Annotated in this window: 13 protein-coding genes, 1 tRNA gene and 1 pseudogene; 9 read left to right on the forward strand and 6 right to left on the reverse strand. The window is 53.5% G+C overall.

Annotation, left to right across the window (positions count from 1 at the left end):
* The first annotated feature begins 9 nt into the window (after positions 1-9).
* The 3 genes from OJ965_RS09780 to OJ965_RS09790 all read left to right on the forward strand — a co-directional run bounded on the left by OJ965_RS09780 (position 10) and on the right by OJ965_RS09790 (position 13,082).
* Positions 10-11,976, forward strand: a complete 11,967-nt coding sequence (locus tag OJ965_RS09780) for a hemagglutinin repeat-containing protein (protein ID WP_265139058.1) — start codon at positions 10-12, stop codon at positions 11,974-11,976.
* Positions 11,976-12,434: a hypothetical protein gene (locus OJ965_RS09785; protein ID WP_265139299.1), complete on the forward strand. Its 459-nt coding sequence runs from the start codon at positions 11,976-11,978 to the stop codon at positions 12,432-12,434. The genes OJ965_RS09780 and OJ965_RS09785 overlap by 1 nt, the downstream gene beginning before the upstream one ends.
* A 273-nt stretch (positions 12,435-12,707) precedes the next feature.
* Positions 12,708-13,082, forward strand: coding sequence for a hypothetical protein (locus OJ965_RS09790; protein WP_265139059.1), 375 nt, complete (start codon positions 12,708-12,710; stop codon positions 13,080-13,082).
* A 798-nt stretch (positions 13,083-13,880) separates the two neighbouring features.
* Here OJ965_RS09790 and OJ965_RS09800 read toward each other — a convergent pair.
* Together OJ965_RS09800 and OJ965_RS09805 are read right to left on the reverse strand one after the other, a co-directional pair.
* Positions 13,881-14,261, reverse strand: coding sequence for a YidB family protein (locus OJ965_RS09800; RefSeq protein WP_265139060.1), 381 nt, complete (start codon positions 14,259-14,261; stop codon positions 13,881-13,883).
* 26 nt (positions 14,262-14,287) lie between these two features.
* Positions 14,288-14,548, reverse strand: coding sequence for a GlsB/YeaQ/YmgE family stress response membrane protein (locus OJ965_RS09805; RefSeq protein WP_150029815.1), 261 nt, complete (start codon positions 14,546-14,548; stop codon positions 14,288-14,290).
* 240 nt (positions 14,549-14,788) lie between these two features.
* Between OJ965_RS09805 and OJ965_RS09810 the strand changes: the two are divergent.
* A pseudogene (locus OJ965_RS09810) lies at positions 14,789-14,962 on the forward strand (LysM peptidoglycan-binding domain-containing protein); the annotation flags it as partial.
* Between the two features lie 205 nt (positions 14,963-15,167).
* Here OJ965_RS09810 and OJ965_RS09815 read toward each other — a convergent pair.
* The 3 genes from OJ965_RS09815 to OJ965_RS09825 form a co-directional block, all read right to left on the reverse strand.
* Positions 15,168-15,243, reverse strand: a tRNA-Asn gene (locus OJ965_RS09815).
* Positions 15,244-15,346: 103 nt separating this feature from the next.
* The gene (mtfA, locus tag OJ965_RS09820; protein WP_009089517.1) at positions 15,347-16,123 is read right to left on the reverse strand and encodes a DgsA anti-repressor MtfA; all 777 of its coding nucleotides are present in this window, start codon (positions 16,121-16,123) and stop codon (positions 15,347-15,349) included.
* Positions 16,124-16,295: 172 nt separating this feature from the next.
* Positions 16,296-16,973 carry an ASCH domain-containing protein gene (locus OJ965_RS09825; protein WP_009089519.1) on the reverse strand — a complete coding sequence of 226 codons (678 nt, stop codon included), beginning with the start codon at positions 16,971-16,973 and terminating at the stop codon, positions 16,296-16,298.
* A 611-nt stretch (positions 16,974-17,584) separates the two neighbouring features.
* Between OJ965_RS09825 and OJ965_RS09830 the strand changes: the two genes are divergently transcribed.
* Positions 17,585-18,289, forward strand: coding sequence for a phosphohydrolase (locus OJ965_RS09830; protein ID WP_154927723.1), 705 nt, complete (start codon positions 17,585-17,587; stop codon positions 18,287-18,289).
* 73 nt (positions 18,290-18,362) lie between these two features.
* Positions 18,363-18,644: an Arc family DNA-binding protein gene (locus OJ965_RS09835; protein WP_009089522.1), complete on the forward strand. Its 282-nt coding sequence runs from the start codon at positions 18,363-18,365 to the stop codon at positions 18,642-18,644.
* Between the two features lie 256 nt (positions 18,645-18,900).
* Here the strand turns inward: OJ965_RS09835 and dcm are convergent, their stop codons facing one another.
* Positions 18,901-20,277: a DNA (cytosine-5-)-methyltransferase gene (dcm, locus tag OJ965_RS09840; RefSeq protein WP_265139066.1), complete on the reverse strand. Its 1,377-nt coding sequence runs from the start codon at positions 20,275-20,277 to the stop codon at positions 18,901-18,903.
* A 189-nt stretch (positions 20,278-20,466) separates the two neighbouring features.
* Between dcm and OJ965_RS09845 the strand changes: the two genes are divergently transcribed.
* The 3 genes from OJ965_RS09845 to OJ965_RS09855 are packed head-to-tail and all read left to right on the forward strand — an operon-like array spanning position 20,467 to position 22,200.
* Positions 20,467-20,946: a very short patch repair endonuclease gene (locus tag OJ965_RS09845; RefSeq protein ID WP_009089525.1), complete on the forward strand. Its 480-nt coding sequence runs from the start codon at positions 20,467-20,469 to the stop codon at positions 20,944-20,946.
* Positions 20,947-21,002: 56 nt separating this feature from the next.
* Entirely contained in the window at positions 21,003-21,278 is a 276-nt protein-coding gene (locus OJ965_RS09850; RefSeq protein ID WP_265139069.1) for a hypothetical protein, read from the forward strand.
* Positions 21,279-21,288: 10 nt separating this feature from the next.
* A complete protein-coding gene (locus OJ965_RS09855) occupies positions 21,289-22,200 on the forward strand; it encodes a DUF808 domain-containing protein (protein WP_009089528.1) in 912 nt (303 codons plus the stop codon).
* Positions 22,201-22,212: the final 12 nt, after the last annotated feature.

Below are 22,212 nucleotides of genomic sequence, written 5' to 3' on the forward strand. Positions count from 1 at the left end.
GCCCTGATTATGGATGATCAATTACCGATTTCACTGCCGCGTCGTCTGCTGAGCTATCTCATCTGCTCGCTGATTGCATTTCAGCCTCTGCTGCCCGCTTTTTCAGCCGTGATTACGCCTGCAACGCCGGGAACGCAGGTGGATGCCGCCGGAAATGGCGTGCCGGTCATTAACATCGCGACCCCTAATGCGTCGGGCCTGTCCCACAACCAGTACCAGAATTACAACGTCGGCCAGGAAGGGCTGATCCTGAATAACGCCACCGGCCGGCTGACGCAGACGCAGCTGGGTGGACTCATCCAGAACAACCCGAATCTGAAAGCGGGGCAGGAAGCCCGGGCAATCATCAACGAGGTAGTCGGAGCTAACCGCTCGCAGCTTCAGGGCTACACCGAAGTGGCGGGAAAAGCAGCCAATGTGATGGTCGCCAACCCCTACGGCATCACCTGTAACGGCTGCGGCTTTATCAATACGCCAGATGTGACACTCACCACCGGTAAACCGCAGCTTGATGCGCAGGGGAATCTGCGGTCGCTGGAAGTGACGAAAGGCGCCATCACCGTTGAGGGTAAAGGGCTGGATGGCAGCCAGGCCGACGCTGTCTCGATCATCGCGCGCGCAACAGAAATTAACGCGGATATTCATGCCAGAGATCTCAATGTCACGCTGGGCGCAAACCGGGTCGGTGCTGATGGCAGCGTGACACCTGTCGCGGGCGAAGGGGCTGCGCCGTCAGTCGCCGTGGATACCGGTGCGCTGGGCGGGATGTATGCAAACCGCATTCATCTGGTCTCCAGCGAAAACGGGGTCGGTGTTAATCTCGGCAACCTGAACGCCCGTCAGGGCGATATGGTGCTGGATGCGCAGGGGCGGCTGAGCGTCAATAACAGCCTGACCAGCGGTAACCTGACGGCCAGAGGCAGCAGCATTGCGCTGCAGGGTGAGCATAAAGCGGGTGGCAACGTCGCACTGACTGCACAGCAGGAGATTGCCTTAACAGGCGCAAAACTCGGCAGCGACGCGTCGCTCGACCTTAACAGTCAGGGTCAGATAACGCTTAAAGGCAGCAGCCTGACCACAGGCCAGAACGCCCGTCTCAGCAGTGGCGCTCTGAGCATCGATAAAAACAGCAGCGGCAATGCGTCTGACCGGATGCAGCTTTCCGCCTCCTCTCTGCTACAGAATGAGGGGCAGCTGACCGCAACTAAGCAACTGGATATCCAGGCCGCACAGGTGGTTAACCGTGGCAGCCTGACCAGCCACGGCGAGGCGAAGCTCCGCAGCAACAGCCTGCAGCAGCAGGGCATGCTGCTCTCTGAGGGCACCAATACAGTCGTTGCCGGCAACCTGAGTAATAGCGGGGAGATCAGCGGCAGCAGTCTGAACGTTCAGGGCGATACCATTGATAACAGCGGCAGGCTGTTAAGCGCCAGTGATGCACTAATCACAGCGAACACTCTTCAGCAGCGCGGCACTCTTTCAGCCAGCAGAAAAAATCAGCTTAACGTGACCGGTGCGCTGAACAACAGCGGGGAGATCAGCGGCGGTAGCCTGAACGTTCAGGGCGACACGATTGATAACAGCGGCAGGCTGTTAAGCGCCGGTGACGCGCTGATCACAGCCAGTCACGTCAGGCAGCGCGGCATCCTGTCCGCCACTAACCGTAACCAGCTGAATGTTGCCTCAGAACTGAACAACAGTGGCGAACTGAGTGGCAGCAGTCTGGCGATTCACAGCGGTTCGCTGCTCAACAGCGGCAGCCTGCTGGGCAGTCAGGAGGCGGATATCACGTCCGGTAGCCTGCAGCAGGATGGAACGCTCTCCTCTCAGGGAAGGGTGCAGCTGAACGTGGCCGATCGGCTAAGTAACAGCGGGGAGCTGAGCGCGGGCCGTCTTGATATCAACAGCGGTGCGCTGACGAACAAAGGAAAAGTCATCAGTAGCGGTGACACCACGCTGACGGCGAAACGTCTGGATCAGGACGGTGCACTCTCTGTACAGGGTAACGCAACGCTTAACCTCGCCGACGCGCTCAGTAACAGTGGCAACATCGTCAGTCAGCGGTTGCAGATTGACACTACGGCCCTGAAAAACAGCGGCGAAATGGTCAGCAACGGCGATGCCGTGGTTAACGCCGATACGCTGCAGCAGAATGGCTCCATCACAGCCCGCGGTGACGCGCAGATGACCGCCCGTGGCTGGCTGGAAAATCAGGGAGCCATCAGCAGTCAGAACGCCCTTATTCTGAACAGCGCAGAGCTGCGTAATAGCGGGTCATTAACCGCGCCTGAACTGACGCTGAACGCCGCGCAAATCAGCAACGGCGGCCTGCTGCAGGGCAACAGATTACTCTCCATCAGGGCCACACAGCTGGATAATCTTGCTGCGGGCACAATCAGCTCCGACAACGATTTTACGCTTGGCATGCCACAACTCAGTAACAGCGGACTGATCACCAGCGGCAAAACGTTGCTGCTGAGTGGTGACCAGCTGAACAACAGCGGCGAGATTAACGCCGCCAGCCTGAGCAGCACATTCAGACGCGTAAGTAATCAGCCGAGCGGAAAATTGCTGGCGGACGACCAGATCCGCCTGCAGGGTGATGCGCTGAACAATCAGGGGACAGTCGCTGCCGGCGCAGTGAACAGTGACGTCAGCATGCTGGAAAACAGCGGCACGCTGCAGGGTAACAGGACTCTCTCGCTACAGGGCAGCGGGTTAACCAACAGCGGCACGCTACTCAGCGCAGGGCAGCTGAGCGTGAAACAGCAGACCCTGGACAACAGCGGACTGCTGCAGGGCAAACAGCTTACCGTTCAGACCAGCCGCTGGCAGAACAGCGGCAATGCGCTGAGCGAGACCGATGCCGATCTGCAAAGCAGTACGCTGGAAAATAGCGGAAAAATTCTGGGGCAGCAGGGCATCGGGCTGAAGGCTGACCACACTGACAACAGCGGCTGGCTGATGGCCCAGGTAGTGACGCTGCGCGGTGACATGATTAACAGCGGTCTGCTGCAGGGTAATCGTCAGCTTTCACTGGAAGGCAGCCAGCTGGACAATCAGCAGGGGGGTCAGCTGCTCACGGATGGCACGCTCACCGGAGACGTGGCGACGCTGAATAACCACGGCGCCATGCAGGCCGATGAGATGGTACTCAACGCCGATAGGGTGCAGAACGGCGGCAATGTCCGCGCCGGCAAAGCGTTAACCGCCATGGTCAATGGTGCGCTGACTAACAGCGGCAGTCTGCTCAGCCAGCAGCAGATGAATCTGCAGGGCACAGCCATTGATAACACGGGAACGCTGGCGGCGAATAACCTCAGCCTGCATTCACCCACCCTTAGCAACGCCGGGCTGCTGCAGGGCAACAGCAGCTTAACGCTCGATCATCAGCAACTCCATAACCTCCATGACGGCCAGTTGATCGCCGGGGGACCGCTGACCCTGACGCTCGATCAACTGGATAATGAGGGCCTGCTGCAGGTCAGCGGGGCGCTGGCAATCAACAGCAACCGTCTCAGCAACAGCGGACGCCTGTTAAGCGATAACCTCGGTCTTCAGATTAACGATTCGCTGAGTAACAGCAGCACAGGAGAGATCGTCAGCGCCAGCCAGGCCGATCTGCATGCACAGACGCTCAGCAACAGCGGGCAGATTGCGGCGAAGCAGCTCAGCGCCAGCGGCAACACGCTGGAAAATAGCGGGCTACTGCAGGGCGAGACGCTGCTGGATCTACGGTTCGCCCAGCTCCACAACGGCAACGGTGGTCAACTGCTGAGCGGCGATCGGCTGGTTATCCAGGGTGGCAGCGCAGTCAATGATGGCAGCTGGCAGGGTCAGCAACTCGATTTCACACTGGACTCGCTCAGCAATCACGGCAGCATCACTGGCATCCGTGCTTTGCAGGGGCATGTCGCCAGCGATCTGATGAACAGCGGCACGCTGGTCAGTCAGGGTGATAGCGAACTCAACGCCAGCACGCTGCGCAACAGCGGCAAAATCATGGCGAACCGGCTGGTGTTACAGGCTACCCGCCTGAACAATGACGGTCTGCTGCAGGGCAGCACGGCACTGACTGCACAGGCTGATAACCTCACACAATCGGCCGGTGGCAAAACGCTGAGCGGTGGAGCGCTGACGCTGAACGCGGGCCAGCTCACCACTCAGGGTGTGCTGCAGGGTGAGCAGACAACGGTAAACGCGGACAACTGGCTGCATCAGGGATCGCTGCTGGGCAGCAAGGATCTTATCGTCAGCATCAGCAACGAACTGCAGAACGTCGGCGCTTTACTGAGCCAGGGCAGGGCGCAGATCGCGGCCAACACGCTGAACAACAGCGGTTCACTGCTCGGTGAAGGGGCGATGACCCTGAATGGTGCCGTCCTGAATAACCGCGGTTCGGTACAGGGTAAAACCCTGACCATTACGCCCGCGAGCGTCATTAATCAGGGCAGCCTGATCGGCCTGCAGGCATTAACCTTTGCAGCGATGCCGCAGGTCAGCGGGCGGATGCTGCTCAGAGCACTGGCCGCGCCAGCACGCCAGTTAATGAATAACCAGGGGGGATCGCTGCTGACGCAGGGCACGCTGAACATCAACGGCGGAGACGTGGTGAATAACGGCAGCTGGCAGGGACAGCAGATCCTGCTGAATGCCCGGCAGCTGACCAATAATGGCGCGATCCAGAGTGCGGATGCGCTGCAGCTGATTCTGTCCGATCGCCTTGATGCGGGCGCAGGCAGTAAGATTTCGGCGAATGGCTCGGCGGCGCTGCAGGCTCTGACGCTGGCCAATCAGGGCGAATGGATCGCCCGTAACCTGACGCTGCGGGGCGACACGTTAAACAATAACGGTGCCGTAACCGGTGTCGAGGCGCTGACGGTGGGCCTGAACGGCGCACTGACCCAGCAGCAGGATAAAACGCTGCTCAGCGCAGGCAGGTTAACGCTTCAGTCATCCTCGCTCAATAATGCCGGGCGCGTGCAGGGCGGCGACCTGCAGATCACTTCAGGCGCAGTTGATAACAACGGGCGCTTACAGGGTGACAGCAATCTGCTGATTAATGCCGGCGGACGCATTACCAATGGCGGCAGCGGCTCCCTGATCACGCAAAATACCCTGACGCTGACCGGGCCGGAACTCTTCAACTCTGGCCTGATTCAGGGCAACGGCAACGGTGTGGCGACCCTAACCGGTTTAACGCAAAACGATGGCCGGTGGCTTTCGGGTGGTGCGCAGACGCTGAATATGCCGCAGCTGAATAACAACGGCTGGTTACAGGCGTCGCAGCTGATTCTCAATGCGACCAATGCCAGCAATAACGGCACGCTGCTGGCCGACGGCCAGGGCACACTGACCGGTAATGGCTTCAGCAATCAGGGCACAGCCCAGGGCGGCAATCTTGAGGTCAATTATCAGCAGGTCAACAACAGCGGAACGCTGCTGGGTAACAACCGGCTGAGCGTGATGGCTGCTCAGGTGGGCCAGCCGGGCAGCGGTCGCCTGTTCAGCGGTGGCGATCTGCTGGTTCACAGCAACGGCTTTGATCAGCGCGGTCAGGTGGTGGCGCTGGGTAACGCCACGCTGGACATCGCCAATGGCTTTACCGGTCGCGATGTGCTGGCGGCAGGCGGGCGACTCACCGTCAGCAGTAACGGCGCGATAGATAACCAGGGCACGATGCAGGGCGGGGCGCTGACGCTGAGTGCAGGCGGCGATCTCACCAATAATGGTCAGCTCACTACCGGTTCCGGTGACAGTGCGTTAAGCGGCAATCGCATCGCCATGAACGGAAATGGCACGCTGCAGGGCGGCGGTAACATCAACCTGGCCAGCCGCAGCGATATCACGCTGGACGGGTTCACCGGGACTGCTGGCAATCTAATGCTCAGCGCACCAGGCAGTATCGTTAACACCGCGCTGCTCTATGCGGGCGGTAACCTTTCTCTGTTTGCCAACAGCATTCGTAACCAGCGTGCCGATATGCTGGCAGGCGGCAGTATGTGGCTTCAGGGTGACGCGGCGGGGAATGCCAACGGCGAAGTAATTAATACCTCCGGCACCATCGAAACGCAGCACGGCGATATCACGATTAATACGGGACATCTGCTGAACCAGTGGGAATCAATTACCGCAGGTGAAACTACTACCGAAAATGTCACCAATAGCTATGGCTCAGTTGCGCCGGGTACGGTTGAACTTCCTCTGACCCTGTTTGAACGAGGCGAACTGAAATACTACTTTACTGAACACCCACTTTCACCCGCGCCACCCTTTATTGCCTGGATCTGGGATATTAAACCTATCCCGGCCAGTCTGGATAAGAACAAAGAAATACTCGTCGCCAGAACGACGTCAAGCACGCGTGTAACGGGGCAGGCAGGAAGAATAGCCGCCGGAAGAGATCTGACAGGGCGGGCCAGTACGCTGGACAATCTGGGCAGCTATATCCTTGCCGGACAAAATTTATCACTGAGCGGTGACAGGTTAAATAACCAGTCTTATTTATCAGGTACGCAGGCGGTGTGGCGTATTTTCAAGCCATCGCCCAGCTATAGTAATTACGACTCGGTCAAAAACAGTAACAGCACGTTGCTGACCGATAATATCGATGATTTAAAACCCAACGGCGCAGGTAAATATATATATAAGGGGCAGGCGGCAGAGTTAGAAGACAGAGTAACCTATGTCGCCACCGAGACTTATCGCACCGAGCAGGCCGCAACAATTCGTGGCGTTGTTCAGGCCAACGGCAACCTTAACCTTCAGTTCAATAACATTATTAATAATAGCGAGTCTCAGGACGTTCGCGGGTCCATCTCGCCAACGTTATCGCGTCCCGGACTCAATACGCTTGTACAACAATCCATAAGCGGCGCGCAAAGCCCTCTTGCCGCTGTTATCGTCACTTCGGTTAGCGTAGGGGGCCCCGACTGGCGAGACCAGGTCGCCAGTGCTTTACAGCAGATTAACGGCGCGACCGGCCTGGATGCCGCAAATTTGTCGCAGACGGGCCTGAGCAATTATTCTGCCGACCCACTTCACCCTGCTGAAATCAGGGAAAGAGAAGCTCTGGGTAAGACGCCCTTCGATCTTTTACGACAACAAGCAGGAAAGCCATCACTGACCCAGGTTGATATCAGTGCCTATCCCTTGCCCCAGGGAAGCGACGGCTATTTTATTGTCTCAAAGGACATAAAAAGCCCTTATCTGATTGTTGTTAACCCAAAGTTAAACGAGTTAGGTAAACCCGACAAAACTGTATTTAACGAGCTTAACCAGCTATTAGGGAAGCAAGCTTCACAAGCGCCGATAGAAACGTCAGCGGTCTGGACAGATCAAAACACGTTCCTGGGATCATCATATTTACTGAACAGGCTTAATCTCAAACCGGAATATGACTATCGTCTGCTGGGTGATGCCGCATTTGATACGCGCTATGTCAGTAATAGCGTACTTAGCCAGACTGGAAATCGCTATATCAACAATCTTGGCTCCGATCTTGAGCAGATGCGCTATCTGATGGATAACGCTGCAGTCGCGCAGCAATCTCTGGGATTAAAAAGTGGCGTAACGCTGTCTGCAGGGCAGATAGCCTCATTGGATCACAGTATTCTCTGGTGGGAAGCGGCGACGATCAATGGTGAAACTGTGCTGGTGCCGAAGCTTTACCTGGTTGCGAATGATACCACCATCAATAATGGCAGTGTGATCGCCGGTAAAACCGTCACCGTTGATGCAGGTCAGGTAAGTAATAGCGCCAGTACTCTGCTGGCAAAAAATGCCATGACGCTTAATAGTCAGAATGGCGTTGATAATCTTAACCACGCCCTCATCAAGGCCGGTGATGATCTAAAAATCAGCGCCCTCAATAATATTAATAATATTGGCTCAGCAATAAGTGGTAAGCGGGTTGAGCTCGAAAGTATCAGCGGCAACATCGATAATATTACGCAGCTCACGCAAAATGATAACAGCTCAACGTTGAGCCGTTCCCTATTCGATGAACAAGGCGAAAAGGCGACCATCAATTCGATCGATAACCTGATCCTCAACGCCGGTAAAAATATTGTGAATCGTGGTGCATCACTTCAATCCGGAGGCGATGCATTGATTAATGCGGCTGGCGATGTGTCGATTGGAGCTAACGTTATTAATACTACTTTTGATAATGGGTGGCTTAGTTACATCAGCAGAACCTCCGTCGCTTCGAGAGTTGAATCAGCTGGCGCAATGAATATTAAGGCGGGTAATGATTTGACCATCACCGCCAGCGCCCTGAATGCAGGAGGCGATGCCGCACTCAATGCCGGTAACGATCTTAATCTCAACAGCGCGACCAGCAGCCAGAATGAGGTGAAGGGCAAACGTGAAACCCATTCAACCGGTCTGGATCGCACGACGCTGACCAGTGGCGGTGATTTAGCACTCCAGGCCGGACGCGATCTCAATAGCCAGGCAGCAGGCATTGCTGCAGACAAAGACGTCACCATACAGGCGGGACGTGACGTCAATCTGCTGGCGGCGGAAACCAGTTCTGGCAATAGCTATAAAGCCGGTAAGAAGGTTGAGATTAATGAGTCGGTACGCCAGCAGGGCACGGAAATTGCGAGTGGCGGGAGTACGGCGGTTAAAGCGGGCCGTGACGTGGTCGCTGAAGCCGCGAGAGTCGATGCCCGCGACGATCTTGCCGTCCAGGCAGGGCGGGATGTGACGATTAGCACGGCAACCGAAAGCGATTATCACTACGACGAAGAGACAAAAGTTAAGAAAAAGCTTTTCTCTAAAAAGACCACGCACACGGTTCATGAGAACTCTTCGACGACTGAACAATCTTCGGCGTTGAGTGGCAACAATATCGCGATTGTCGCTGGACGCGATGTGGCCGTAACCGGTTCCAGCGTGGTTGGCGATAACAGCGTTGCGTTGAAGGCAGGGCGTGATCTTGCGGTTACAGCGGCAACTGAAGAGCAGCATAGCTATAGCCTGAAAGAAACCAAAAAGAGCGGCATGATGAGCGGCGGCAGTATTGGTGTGACGTTCGGCAGTGCTTCCACTCGTCAGCAACTTAATCGCGACGGTACCACACAAAGTCAGAGTGCCAGTGCTGTAGGCAGCACTGGCGGCAGTGTCACCCTGATTGCCGGTAACAATGCACACATCGCTGGTTCTGATGTTATCGCTAAAAAAGATATCAGCGTGGTCGGTGGCTCTGTGAATATTGATCCTGGCAACGATCTTGTCAGTCGTCGTCAGGTGTATGAACAGAAGAAAAGTGGCTTAACACTGCAGCTGACCAGCCCGATCACCGATGCCTTATTAAGCCTTGGAGAACAGGCAAAATCGGCCAGTGAGGCGGGCGACGATCGCCTTAAAGCCCTGGGCGCGGTAAAAGCTCTGGAAAGTGGCTGGGCGATGTCTGGCGGAAAAGCCATGCAGTCTGGTCAGGCTCTGGCAAACGGTAATATGAGCGAAGCAGGGATTAAAATTGAGCTCAGTGTCGGCGCGAGTAAGAGTAAATCCTCATCGGAATATAACGCCAATGCCGTTAAAGGGAGCTCACTCAATGGCGGCGGCAACATTGCCGTGGTGGCGACCGGTGCCAACGGCAGCAGCGGTGATATTACGCTCTCTGGCAGCGGCATTACCGGCAAAAATGTCACGCTTGCTGCGGCGCACGATCTCAACCTCACTGCGGCAACCAATAACACAGAACAGAAGAGCAGCAATAAAGCTTCTGGCTGGAGTGGCGGTATCCATATCGCGATAGGTCAAGAGACAGGCATCGGTGTGCAGGCCAGCGGCTTTATGGCCAGCGGCAAGGAGAACGGCAAAACCACCGATTACGTCAACAGCCGTGTGAACGCCAGCAATGACCTCACCCTGAGCAGCGGCAACGATACCGTGTTGTCTGGCGCGCAGGCGCTGGGTAACCGAATTATTGCTGATGTTGGTCATGATCTGACGATGACCAGCCTGCAGGATACCGATGATTATCAAAGCAAACAGCAGAGCGCCAGCGGTGGCTTCAGCTTTACGTTCGGCAGCATGACCGGCTCGGCTGGCCTGAGTCTGAGCCAGAGTAAAGTGAACAGTGAGTACGCGAGCGTGGGCGATCAGAGCGGCCTGTTTGCCGGTAACGGGGGGTATGACGTTTATGTGGGTAACCACACTCAACTTAATGGCGCGGTGATCGCCTCTACCGCGCAATCCGCGAACAATGCACTCTCTACCGGCACGCTGGGCTGGTCAGACATCGACAACCACGCATCTTATAAAGCCAGCAGTTCATCAATCAGTATGGGTGGCGGTAATGAAAATCATCAAATGTCAGGCGGTGCGATCCCGACCTCTGCCAATAGCCATGCCAGTGCGTCCGGTACCACCCGTTCAGCCGTAGCGGATGGCACCATCACGGTGCGTAACAGTCAGGAGCAGACGCAGAGTGTCGCAGACCTGAGCAGAGATACAGATAACGCCAACGGCCATATCGACAAGATATTTGACAAGGATAAGGTGGCCCGCAAACTGGAGTTCGCACAGGGAATTCAGGAACTGGGTCAGCGTGTTGCAAGCGATGTCAGCAGCGACAAGATGCAGGCAGCTAAGGACGAGGCCAAAGAAAGGCTGCTGAAAGCAAATCCGCAAAATGCCAGTTTATCTCAGGCTGCGTTAAACGATCTGATTGTTCAGGATGCGGGCTACAAGGCTGTTGCAGAGACGTGGGGCATTGGTGGCAGCTATTCCATGGCGGCGGCAGCGGTGACAGGCGTGCTGGGCGGGCTGGGCGCAGGCAATCTGGGATCAGCCGCAGCAGGTGGAATGGCGCCTTATATCGCCAATAAAATCAAGCACGCTACCAGCACATTTGTTAACGGACAGGAACAGACTAACGTTCTGGCTAACACTATGGCGCATGCGGTAGCGGGCGCTGTACTTGCGCAGCTGGCGGGCAACAATGCATCTGCGGGAGCAGCTGGTGCGGCAGGTGGCGAGCTTATGGCCCGCGCTATCCTCCGCACGATGTATCCTGGCAAGCAGGCCAGCGACCTGACGCAGGATGAGAAGCAGGTTGTCAGCGCGCTCAGTCAGCTGGCAGCACAACTGTCGGCAGGAGTGGCATCCGGTTCTATAGAGGGCGGGATTCAGGGGGCGGTTGCTGGAAAGAATGCGGTTGAGAATAATGCGCTGAGTGATATTGCGCAGGCACAAGCTGAAGGAAAAACGCTGGAGCAGAAGGCCGGTGAGTACGTTGAGGCCGAGAACGAACGTTATAAGAAGGCAAACTGCAGCGGCATGAGCGCCGAAGCCTGCTCGGTGCAGATGTATACGGAACGGCGTGAAGCGCTGAAAGGAACTGCTTCGCTGGGCGTTGATTTTGTACCTGTTGTGGGTGATATTAAAAGCTTTGCGGAAGCGCAGTCGGCACTGGATTATTTGGCGGCTGCGATAGGTATTATCCCCGGCGCAGGTGATGCGGCTGGTAAAGTGATTAAGGCTGCGGAAGCGGCGCTGAAAAAAGGGAATGTTGCTGAAGCGTCGAAGCTGATTAATAAAGCCAGTGATGAGATTCAGGCAGTTAAACCATTAGATGTTGGATCATATAAAGAGCTAAAAGATCGTTCAGTAGTTGGCGATGGATTAGAGCATGATCATATCCCATCATTTGCTGCAATTAAAAAATCCAAAGAGATGGAGCTTGGTCGTCCGCTTACTGAGGCAGAAACGAAAAATCTTTATCAAAATGCTACAGCAGTTGAAGTACCTAAAGATGTTCATCAGGCTGGCCCTACCTATGGTGGAAAAAATAATGCCACTCAAGTTAAAAATGATGCAATGGATCTATGTGGGGCAGAATGCCGTGATACTGATGCATTGAGAAAAAATATGCTGGATAGAGGCTATGATTCTGAGCTGGTCGATGATGCAATAAGAAAAATCAAAGAAAGAAACAAAAAAATAGGGGTAACTAAGTAATGACTGAATGGATTAAATTTATTGATGCTCTTGGTAAGGGTGAAAAATCAAGGGCGTTCTTAGAGCTGAATGCTTCTATTGGCGAGGCTCCTATTTTATCTGAAGATCCTATTGGGTATAATGATCCTGTCGGATATACAAAATACTTTAAGTATACACTTTCGGGAATTGAGATTGGATTTAGAAAAAGCTTGGTAAGTCATGTTCATTTTTATTTTTACAATCACGAAGGTTATGAAATTTTCAAAGGAGAACTGCTTTCAGGTATAGGTTTAGGATGGGATGAAAAGTCTGTAAAAAAAGTTTTGGGTGTTCCTTCCTGTGAAGGTGGTGGGAAAATGGATATGCTTTTGGGTTATATCAATCGCTGGGTAAAATACGAAAAAGAAAGTTATGCGTTACATCTACAATTTGATCAAAATCATCTCTTATGCAGAGCTAGTCTGATGATTAATTGACGAATAGGGATGCCGGCCTGAATGCTAGGATTTTATCTGACGGTTCAGCCAGTTAACCTTCGCAGGGATTGTATTGCGAAACATCTCAATCCGACAGAATGGCAAAACATGGCGAACATTTTGGGAGATGTTCCAGAGCCTTACATTATTCATGATAGGCGTTATGACGTTAGTGCTTTAATAATATAATGAATTGTAGCGCCTTTTCTTTTGCCAGCAACAGTAACCACGGGCAGTGTCATCGGTGCAGGTGCTATCGGCGGTGCGGCTAATGTGTTTAATCAGTTAAACAGTGGGGAATCGTTCAGTGCAACTGATGCACTTATCGCCACAGGTATCAGCGGATTAACTCAAGGTAAAGGGTTCTGGTTTACGGAAGTAGCGAGTATTACAGGAGCGTATGTGGGAGCTGGCTTGCAGGGAAAAGATGCCGCAGCGCCGATGATTGGAGCAGGTTTAGGAACCCTTGGTGGTGCAACTATAGGTAAGGGTGTAGATAAACTGCAAACCATAATTCCTCAATTTACTCTACCTAAAATAACAGGAGCAGTAGCTGAGTCTGCTGGTTCTGAATATCTTGGAAGTTCCGCACAGAACCTGGCTGAAAAAGTTCAGCAGAAATTGGAGAAAAAGAGTGATACAAAATAAGAAAATTAAACTCTTATTATTATTGATTTCTTCATGGACAGTGGGCCTTTTCATTATTCTTGTAGGTGGTCGAATACTTATATCTCTAGCATCCTATTTTTTATTAGGTGATTTTGATTTTTATCGAAATGATTTGATTAGAGGAGCTGAAATATCAATCGGATGTGGGGTTATTATTGGCATAGGGCAATGTCTCATGTCGAAAGAGAAACCGTTCTCGCCTTCAAATCCTAAGTGATATGCGCGAATCCCGGCCTTATTGCCGGGTTTTTACTTTGTGGACGAGTAGGTTATCCTTCATTCGTCAGCCGGATGATCAACTGTCCCGGCCCGGTGATCGCTTCGATCTTCTGCCCGGTCGTAAAGCCCAGCGCTTCCAGTGAGCGACCTTAAATGTTCAGTTGTGGCCTCGGGTTCGTCTGGCCTTTATTAGCCCGGCATCCTGCTGCGTAATCATGCGACCGTGATCTGCTGGCGGCGGTTTTGGGCATGCATATCTCTGATTATGATGCGTGTCAGCCTTAATTATTTCCTAAACTAAATATTATTATGTGCCTGACCAAAAGGTAGGAAAAAGCAGTATCATTCAGGTGGGTAGTAAAATAATTTATAGATTTCGTCTGACAGAGAGTGAAGGATAAGATAATAATTCTTTGCATTTGTTATAAAAATAAATGAATCCCTTTCATCAACCTTTAGCAGGGTTTTCAGTAATTGTCTTAATTCATCCTGACTTATTTAAAAAGATAAAAGCCTCATACTTTCGCAACAGGCTTTTATCTTCCTTTTACCTCATCCTCAGTGCATCAACTGGCTAATCACACCGGTCACGTCGAATTTTTTATTAACGACACCTTCCGCTGAAGCCTTGTCCACCAGCTGTGGCAGATATTTGACCAGCAGATTCAGTGCATCATCGGTGTTGATACCCAGGCGTGAAGCGAGCTGTTCAATCGCTTCTGAGTGAATCATCTTCTGCACCATGTCACGGCTCAGGGCAACATTCTCCTCATCGCCGAGCCAGGAGTTCACTACCTCACTGTACTCACCACTCTGAAGATGGTTCACAATCGCGTGTAAACCGCCTTGCTGCTCAACCCACTCCAGCACACCTTTCACTTCCTGACTGGTCTGATTATTCAGGCCGCACATGGCCAGCACCTGGTCCAGTAAAACCATTCCGTTAATCCCCGATTTAAAATATATCAAGACTGCCTGCAGGCTCTGATTTTATGAATGATGAACAACACGATCACTGATCCCGCTGTCGCAATAGCAATGCTGTATATATTGAAACCGCTGACCTTGCCAAAGCCCAGAAAGGTGCTGACTAACCCGCCAGTCAACGCACCCACAATACCGAGTATCATGGTCATGAAAATACCCATATGTTCCTTACCCGGCATAATACATCTGGCGATGATGCCGGCCAGCAACCCAAATACTACCCATGACAATAGACCCATTTCCTGCATCCTTTATTTTTTATTAATCCTATCAGCGTTTAACTGTGGTTTAATTCGTCAATTAAGAGCGGGTGTATCGTACGCCGCCTGCCTTTTATCTGGCAATGATATTTTCTTAATTAAATTAAACGTACCGGAAACAACGGGAGAAGAATTATGAGCATTCTGGATAGTATTAAAAATATAGGTGAGGAGTTGTTAAATACCGATAATAAGAATGTTGAAAATAAGCCTGATATCACCGCAGCAGGCAAGCGAACCTACACGGTAAAATCCGGTGACACGCTCAGCGCCATTGCAAAAGCATTCTACAGCGATGCCTCTCATTGTATGAAAATCTTCGAGGCCAACAAAAATATTCTCAGCAATCCGGATAACATCGTGCCAGGTCAGGTGTTGATTATTCCGGAATAATCAGCAGCCAGCAGTTCACAGAGCGTGGCCTGCTGGTATTTATTTGCCGCTTACAGTGACACAGGATTTCTGACAGGGCAGAGAGCATTTACGGTGTTCTGGTTTAGTCAGCGTTGCGAGAGAACAGGGCTGTTGAGGTGAACAAAAAATGGGGTATCTGAAAAGCAAAAAAGCAGCTATCCGGAGATAGCTGCTTTTTCTAATCTGGCTCCTCTGACTGGACTCGAACCAGTGACATACGGATTAACAGTCCGCCGTTCTACCGACTGAACTACAGAGGAATCGTTGGAACGAGGCGAATATTAACGGGGTCGCCCCGAGGTGTCAACAGCAAAAAATACATTATCATTCAACTGGCTAGGATTAACACAAAGCGATCGCGATTTAAGCAATTTGTACGCTGTCAGTGGCGATTCGGCTCAGGGGATCCTGCTGATAGAACTGACGCAGATGCTGATACATGGCCGGAAAGCGCTCAGCCAGCAGAACCGGGGCGGTAAAAAAGTATTCGGAGAGTACGGCGAAGCACTCAGCCGGGTCGCTGGCGGCGTAGGGATCGATAGTCGCCGCCTGTTCTCCGACCAGCTCGACTTCACTCTCTATCTCCGCCATCGCAGCATGTAAATCCTTTTCCCATTGCGCCACGTCGCGCAGCGGGATCACCGGCACACCGCTGGTGTAGCCACTGCCGCGCGCATCAAGTTTGTGGGCGACTTCGTGGATCACCAGATTGAAGCCAGAGAGATCGAAAGAGTCCTGAATATCGAGCCAGTTAAGCACCACCGGCCCCTGCGTCCAGCTCTGACCGGCGTGAACGGCAGGCGCACTGTGAACCAGCCCATCCTCATCCTGCCACTGATCGTCCACCTTAAACGGCTCTGGATAGATCAGCACATCATGAAAACCGTCCAGCCACTCCAGACCCAGTTTCAGCACCGGCAGAGAGAAGAGCAGGGCGATGCGCACGCTGCGCAGTTCATCCAGCGCTGTTCCTTCCAGCGGCACCAGCTTCTTCTGTTGCAGGAAGCGTTGCGCCAGCGCTGTAAGCGCCTGCTGTTCGTCTTCACTGAGCAGGCTGAAGATAGGCTGGGCCAGCCCCTGCTGCCAGGGCAGCGCAGCCAGAAGGGTGTCGTTTTGCGTTTTCCAGGGCCATTTAAACATCGCAACTCCTGCACAGAACCGGACTCTTTCGCTATCCTGACGCGCCAGATATAAAAATGCCAGCATCGAATGCTGGCACCTTTGATCCGGCTGCAGGCCTGAGGGCTGTCTATTCAACCCGTTAGCGCGGCCGTTGTCTGTGATACAGCCCGCAAAGCGCAGGGCTGAAGGGCTAGTTGCGACCCACCCGCTGAAACTCAATCACCCAGACCCAGGGATTCACTTCCCAGCTGGTCGCGCCATACTGTTTTTGCCAGGCTTTGCGATAGGCCTCTTTCGGCGACTCTGAGTTCACGTTCATGGTGAAGAAGTTATTGAGGAAGTGCGAATCGGTCTGTACGCCCTCCGCCATAATGTCATCTTCGCTGATATCCTGAATCTTCTCAGCGCGAACGCCGGTGATCTCCAGATTGATGCGGCTGGCCCAGCGCGGCATGTGGATGGCGGTCTGCCAGCCAAACTCTTCCGCTTCCGGGGTGCTCATCGCGTGCTGGCCCAGCTCATTGCTGTCGGCGCGGTACTGACAATATTCCGGCAGGCGGAACGGAGTCGGGTCACGCTCATATTCGGCCAGATCGTTCTCCGGCACCATCGGACCGCGCCAGGTTTCACGTACCCACAGCAGATCACCCGGTTTACCATAAGGGCAGTGATAGCTGATGTCGCTCATCGACATCAGTTTATAGCCGTGCAGATGATTCGCACTGACATCAAAAGCGTGTACGCCTTCATGATGATCCTGACCCGGACCAAAAGCCTGAGTTTTCATAATGCGCCGGGTTTGCGTTTGCTGGCCAACCAACAGGGCACGGACACGCTGTTCGGAAAAAAGAATCGGCCGTTCTTTCATGGAATACCTCTTGTTATTAGTAAAACCCGGTTACTGCTGTATACGTCCATTTGCTTCACATCTCATAACTATCATAAAAGCTTTAAATCATTTTGCTTAATAATTTGTCGCCTGACAGTCACTTTAAAATTGTCACAGAGGTAGTCAGTATTCCGCAAAATGCAAAAAGTGCACCAGAGCTTATCATGCAACCTTCGCCAGACGACGAATAGCCGGGATACAGTACGTTATAACGGTAAAAATGGGAACCTTTTCAGATTTTTTCCCCTGTCAGCGGCCACACTTTTACAAATAATGACGTGACAAAAGCCTCTTCCGCACCCTCTGGCAAGGCTATCCTGTTCAGATTAAACATTACCCCCGTTAAACTAATCTTCTTAGCCACAATTTATTAAGGAAAGGCTGAAAACCGATGAAATTGCGGTTATTGTCTGACAGAGATGCTATACAGATGATCCAGATCTCATTTTTCTGCCGGAAATTGCTGGCAGCCCCGCTCTTATCAACCGCTCTGTAAAAAAAATGTCATTAGCCAGTCGCTATGATGGCCTGACGTTCGCGCACCGATCACGACAGATAATCTGCTGTCGATCACCACAGGGAGATAGACTATGTCACTTACACTCTGGCAATCCCGTTATGAAAGCTGGTTTCAGGCGAACTGGATCCATGACGACGGCGCGCACGATATCGCCCATCTGCGCCGTGTCTGGATGAGCGCACAGCGTATCCTGAACGGTACTCCCGCTGATCCGCTGGTGGTGCTCACCGCCTGCTATTTTCACGACGTGGTCAATCTGCCGAAGAATCATCCGGAACGTCATCTGGCCTCCACCTATGCCGCCACGGAAACCCAGCGCATTCTGCAGCAGGATTTCCTCGATTTTCCGGCTGAAAAGATAGAGGCGGTGATGCACGCTGTGAAAACCCACAGTTTCAGCGCCGGTATCCCGCCTCAGACGCTGGAAGCGAAAATCGTTCAGGATGCTGACCGGCTGGAATCGCTGGGCGCCATCGGGCTGGCTCGGGTTTTCTATACCGCCGGGGCCCTGAACCGTCCGCTGTTCGACAGTCAGGACCCGCTGGCAAAAGATCGCGAACTGAATGATGCGCTGTGGACGCTGGATCATTTCCAGAAAAAACTGCTGCGCCTGCCGGAAACGATGCACACGGAAGTGGGGCGGATGCTGGCTGAACATAACGCAGATTTCCTGGTGCGCTACATGGCGAAACTCTATGCAGAGCTTCAGGGTAATCTGGTGGGAATGGACGAGGCCGTACTGCGGGATTTCACGCCGCTGCGCAGTGAATATTAAATTTTTATGACAGTATGTTAATCGAAACGGTCATCCGGTAGCGTGTCAGCAATAACAAAAAAGGAGCTGCCTGATGACCGAAACTGTTAATTTAACGATTAAAATTGATCCTGAATTAAAAGAAACGATTAAACAGCTGGCGCTGGAAAACCAGATTTCCATGAGTCAGGAGATTGTGCAGCGGTTGCAGGCCAGTCTGGAAACGCATCCGCATCCGGCGATTGATAATCAGGACACTACCGAAGCGGCGGCGGAAGCCTCAGCCGCTTCTGATGCACAGGCCGATGGATTAAGTGCCAGCGAACTGAAACAGATACGGTTGCTGCTGAAAAAGCAGAGCAAGAAGAAGAAATAAACATGAAACCCGTCGCCAGACGGGTTTTTTTTGCATCAGGCTGGACTGTTTTGTGGTGAGACTGTGCCTGCGAAGAGAACAGGGTCAGATCGGAAAGACGCAAAAACCGTCATCCCTGACACGCTCGGCCCGCGCCATCCCTGGCGCGGGACGCTTTCCTCTTCTGATCCTGTTCCCTGCGCGTTGAGCTTATTCGTTGCTGTTGAACTCGCTTTGTCTGGGCCTGCATCATTAGGTGGGTTTTTCTTTTCAGGAATCAGGATTTCAGCTGACGGATATGGGGCAGCAGCAGCTGCGCCACCGCGGCGAACACCGGGACCACCACCGAGTTACCAAACTGCTTGTAAGCCTGCGTGTCTGAGACCGGGATGCGGAACGGGTCGTGGCCCGGTACATCAAAGCCCATCAGCCGCGCACATTCGCGTGGTGACAAACGGCGCGGTCTGCGCGCCATGTTTGCGGCATCGTGAAACTCCGCTTCCCCCAGTGCGCTGTCCCAGCCGCGGTCAATCAGGATCTCCGAGCCATCTTTATAGTAGCGCGCCGACAGGGTGCGCACGCAGCAGTGCGGATTACGCGGATCGTTGAGGCCAAAACCGAAGCCATTGCCTTTCGCCTTATGCTTTTTCGCATACTGATAGAGATAGCGCCAGAGCACCGGCGAGAGGATATATTTGTCATCCGGGTCGCTCTCCAGCAGGCTCTGCAGCGGAGGGACCTGAGCCGGGAAGAAGCGGCGGATATCGCGCAGCGTGAAATCCTGTTTTTTCAGGTCACGGCGGATCCCGACCAGCACAATCCTTTCGCGATGCTGCGGCAGGAAATGACGCGCATCGATCACTTTGGCATCCGGGCTGGTGTCACCGGCATCCGCGACGTCATAGCCCAGTTCATCCAGCGTCTCCATGATAATGGCGAAGGTGCGGCCCTTATCGTGGCTCTTGAGATTCTTCACATTCTCCAGCACGAAAAAGGGCGGTTTCTTCGCGGCGAGGATGCGCGCCACGTCGAAAAACAGCGTCCCCTGCACCTGGCATTCAAACCCGTGTGCGCGGCCCAGCGCATTCTTTTTGCTGACACCCGCCAGTGAGAAGGGCTGGCAGGGAAAGCCCGCCAGCAGCACCTGATGATCGGGGATGGCAGCATCGATAGCGCGATAGATCGCCTCATCGTCGCTCAGGCCCGCTGGCTGCGTGACCTCACGGATATCGGTATTGAAGTGATGCTCCAGCGGATCGCTGTAGTGGTTAGCTTTATAAGTGCGAACCGCCTCTTTGTTCCATTCACTGGTGAAGACACACTTGCCGCCTATCGCCTCAAATCCTTTGCGAATGCCGCCAATCCCGGCAAAGAGATCGATAAAGCGAAATTCAGGATTATCATAATGGGCGGGCCGGGCCGGCAGCAGGTCCTGCAGCAGAAGCTGTTCGGCTTCACTAAGCGGCGGCACGGCGGGTTTGCCCTGGCGGATCCGGTTCAGGAGCGCAGGGCTCCAGCGGGAGAAACCCGCCTGCTGCAGGCGGGCCGTAAGATCACGAACCGAATAGATTGCCAGGACCTGCTGTAAGCGATCGGACGCTTCAGGAAGTGAATGTGCAGCAGAAAGTGGTTCAGCGAGGGCGGCGGGATGCATGCGTTTTTCCTTAACAGTGAGGCGCCTATGCTATCACTCCTGAGGCAGTGAGGAAATTGCCCCGATGTGCCCTGAGCCGGCGCGCCGGAATCGTCTGTTTTTGCGGCGCACGTTGTGAAGGTTCGGTTGCCAGCTTTCGCTTTTCGTGGCGCAGGCTAAAGTTGAATAACCAGCAAAAAAGGAGAGGCTATGGCTGATGTTCACTCCAGCGAAACACGCAGCAAAAATATGCGTGCCATTCGCGCTCAGGATACGGCCATTGAGCAACGTATTGCGCTGTTGCTGAAAGACCGGGGATTCAGCTTTCGCGTGCAGGATAAAAATCTGCCGGGACGGCCCGATTTTGTTCTCAACGACCAGCAGGCGATTATTTTTGTTCATGGCTGCTTCTGGCATCGCCATCACTGCTACCTGTTTAAACTGCCGGCCACCCGCACAGAGTTCTGGACGGGCAAGATTAACAGCAATGTTGAACGTGACCGGCGCTATGTGCAGCAGCTGCAGGCGAGTGGCTGGAAAGTGTTAATCATCTGGGAGTGCGCGCTGCGCGGCAAACTGCGGCTGGCGGATCAGGATCTGCTGGAGCGGCTGGAGGAGTGGCTGCTGGTCATGCCGGAGAGTGCCGAAATCGACCATCAGGGCATTCATCATTACAACGCTGATTGCTAATCAGAGTCATAATTGATTAGATCGACCTTTTCTCCGTGGCCAGGAAGGAGCCTGAGATGAGCAGCATAAAACTGACGGTAAAACGCCTTTACCAGCTTCGCGACGAGCGGATGGTGAATACCCGCGCCACTGCGCGGGTCTACAGCGGCGACAGGCTGATTGCCACGGAGGAGATCACCGGCATGACCGAAAGCCCGGTCAGCAAATACCTGTATGCTGAAGGAACAGCAGGCGAGACGATTCGGGTGGAGTGGGAATGTGAGGGCATCGCCGACATGACCGTAACGGAAATTGAGCGCTGCCCATGTTGTCAACATAACGAACCAGACTAAGGATACAATTTTGGCGGGAACCAGTTTACTGACTTTACTTGATGATATTGCAACACTTCTGGACGATATTTCCGTCATGGGGAAAGTGGCGGCGAAAAAAACGGCCGGCGTGCTGGGCGACGATCTGTCACTGAATGCCCAGCAGGTCACCGGCGTGAAAGCCAACCGGGAGCTGCCGGTGGTGTGGGGCGTGGCGAAAGGATCGTTTCTGAACAAACTGATTCTGGTGCCGCTGGCGCTGGTTATCTCTGCGTTTGCGCCCTGGCTGATTACGCCGCTGCTGATGCTGGGCGGGGCCTATCTCTGCTATGAAGGGGTCGAGAAGGTGATGCACAGCCTGCAGCATGACAAGCAGAGCAAATCGCCGGAGGCGCGCCAGCAGCGACTTGATTCACTGGCGAAGCAGAATGCAGCAGAGTTTGAGAAAAAGAAAATCAAAGGCGCAGTGCGCACCGATTTTATTCTGTCGGCCGAAATCGTTGCCATTACCTTAGGCATCGTTTCCGAATCACCGCTGCTCAATCAGGTGATTATCCTGGCAGGCATCGCCATTCTGGTGACCATTGGCGTCTACGGCATCGTGGCGGCCATTGTAAAAATTGATGATCTGGGCTTCTGGCTGCGGGAGAAATCGTCGCGCGTTGCGCAGGGCATCGGCAGCGTGCTGCTAGCGGCGGCGCCCTGGCTGATGAAGATCCTTTCGGTCGTGGGCACCATCGCCATGTTCCTGGTGGGCGGCGGCATTGTGGTGCATGGCATTACGCCGCTGCATCACCTGATTGAAGAGGTCAGCGCTGGCTTCAGCGGCTGGATTGCGACGCTGCTCAGCAATGGCGCGAACCTGGTGCTCGGTTTTATCATTGGGTCGATCGTGCTGTTAGTGGTCAACCTTATTGCCAGAGTGCGTGGAAAATCGGTATAAAGCGCACTGCGA

Origin of the sequence: Pantoea anthophila, assembly GCF_026104315.1 — a bacterium.
Classification (GTDB): Bacteria; Pseudomonadota; Gammaproteobacteria; order Enterobacterales; family Enterobacteriaceae; genus Pantoea; species Pantoea anthophila.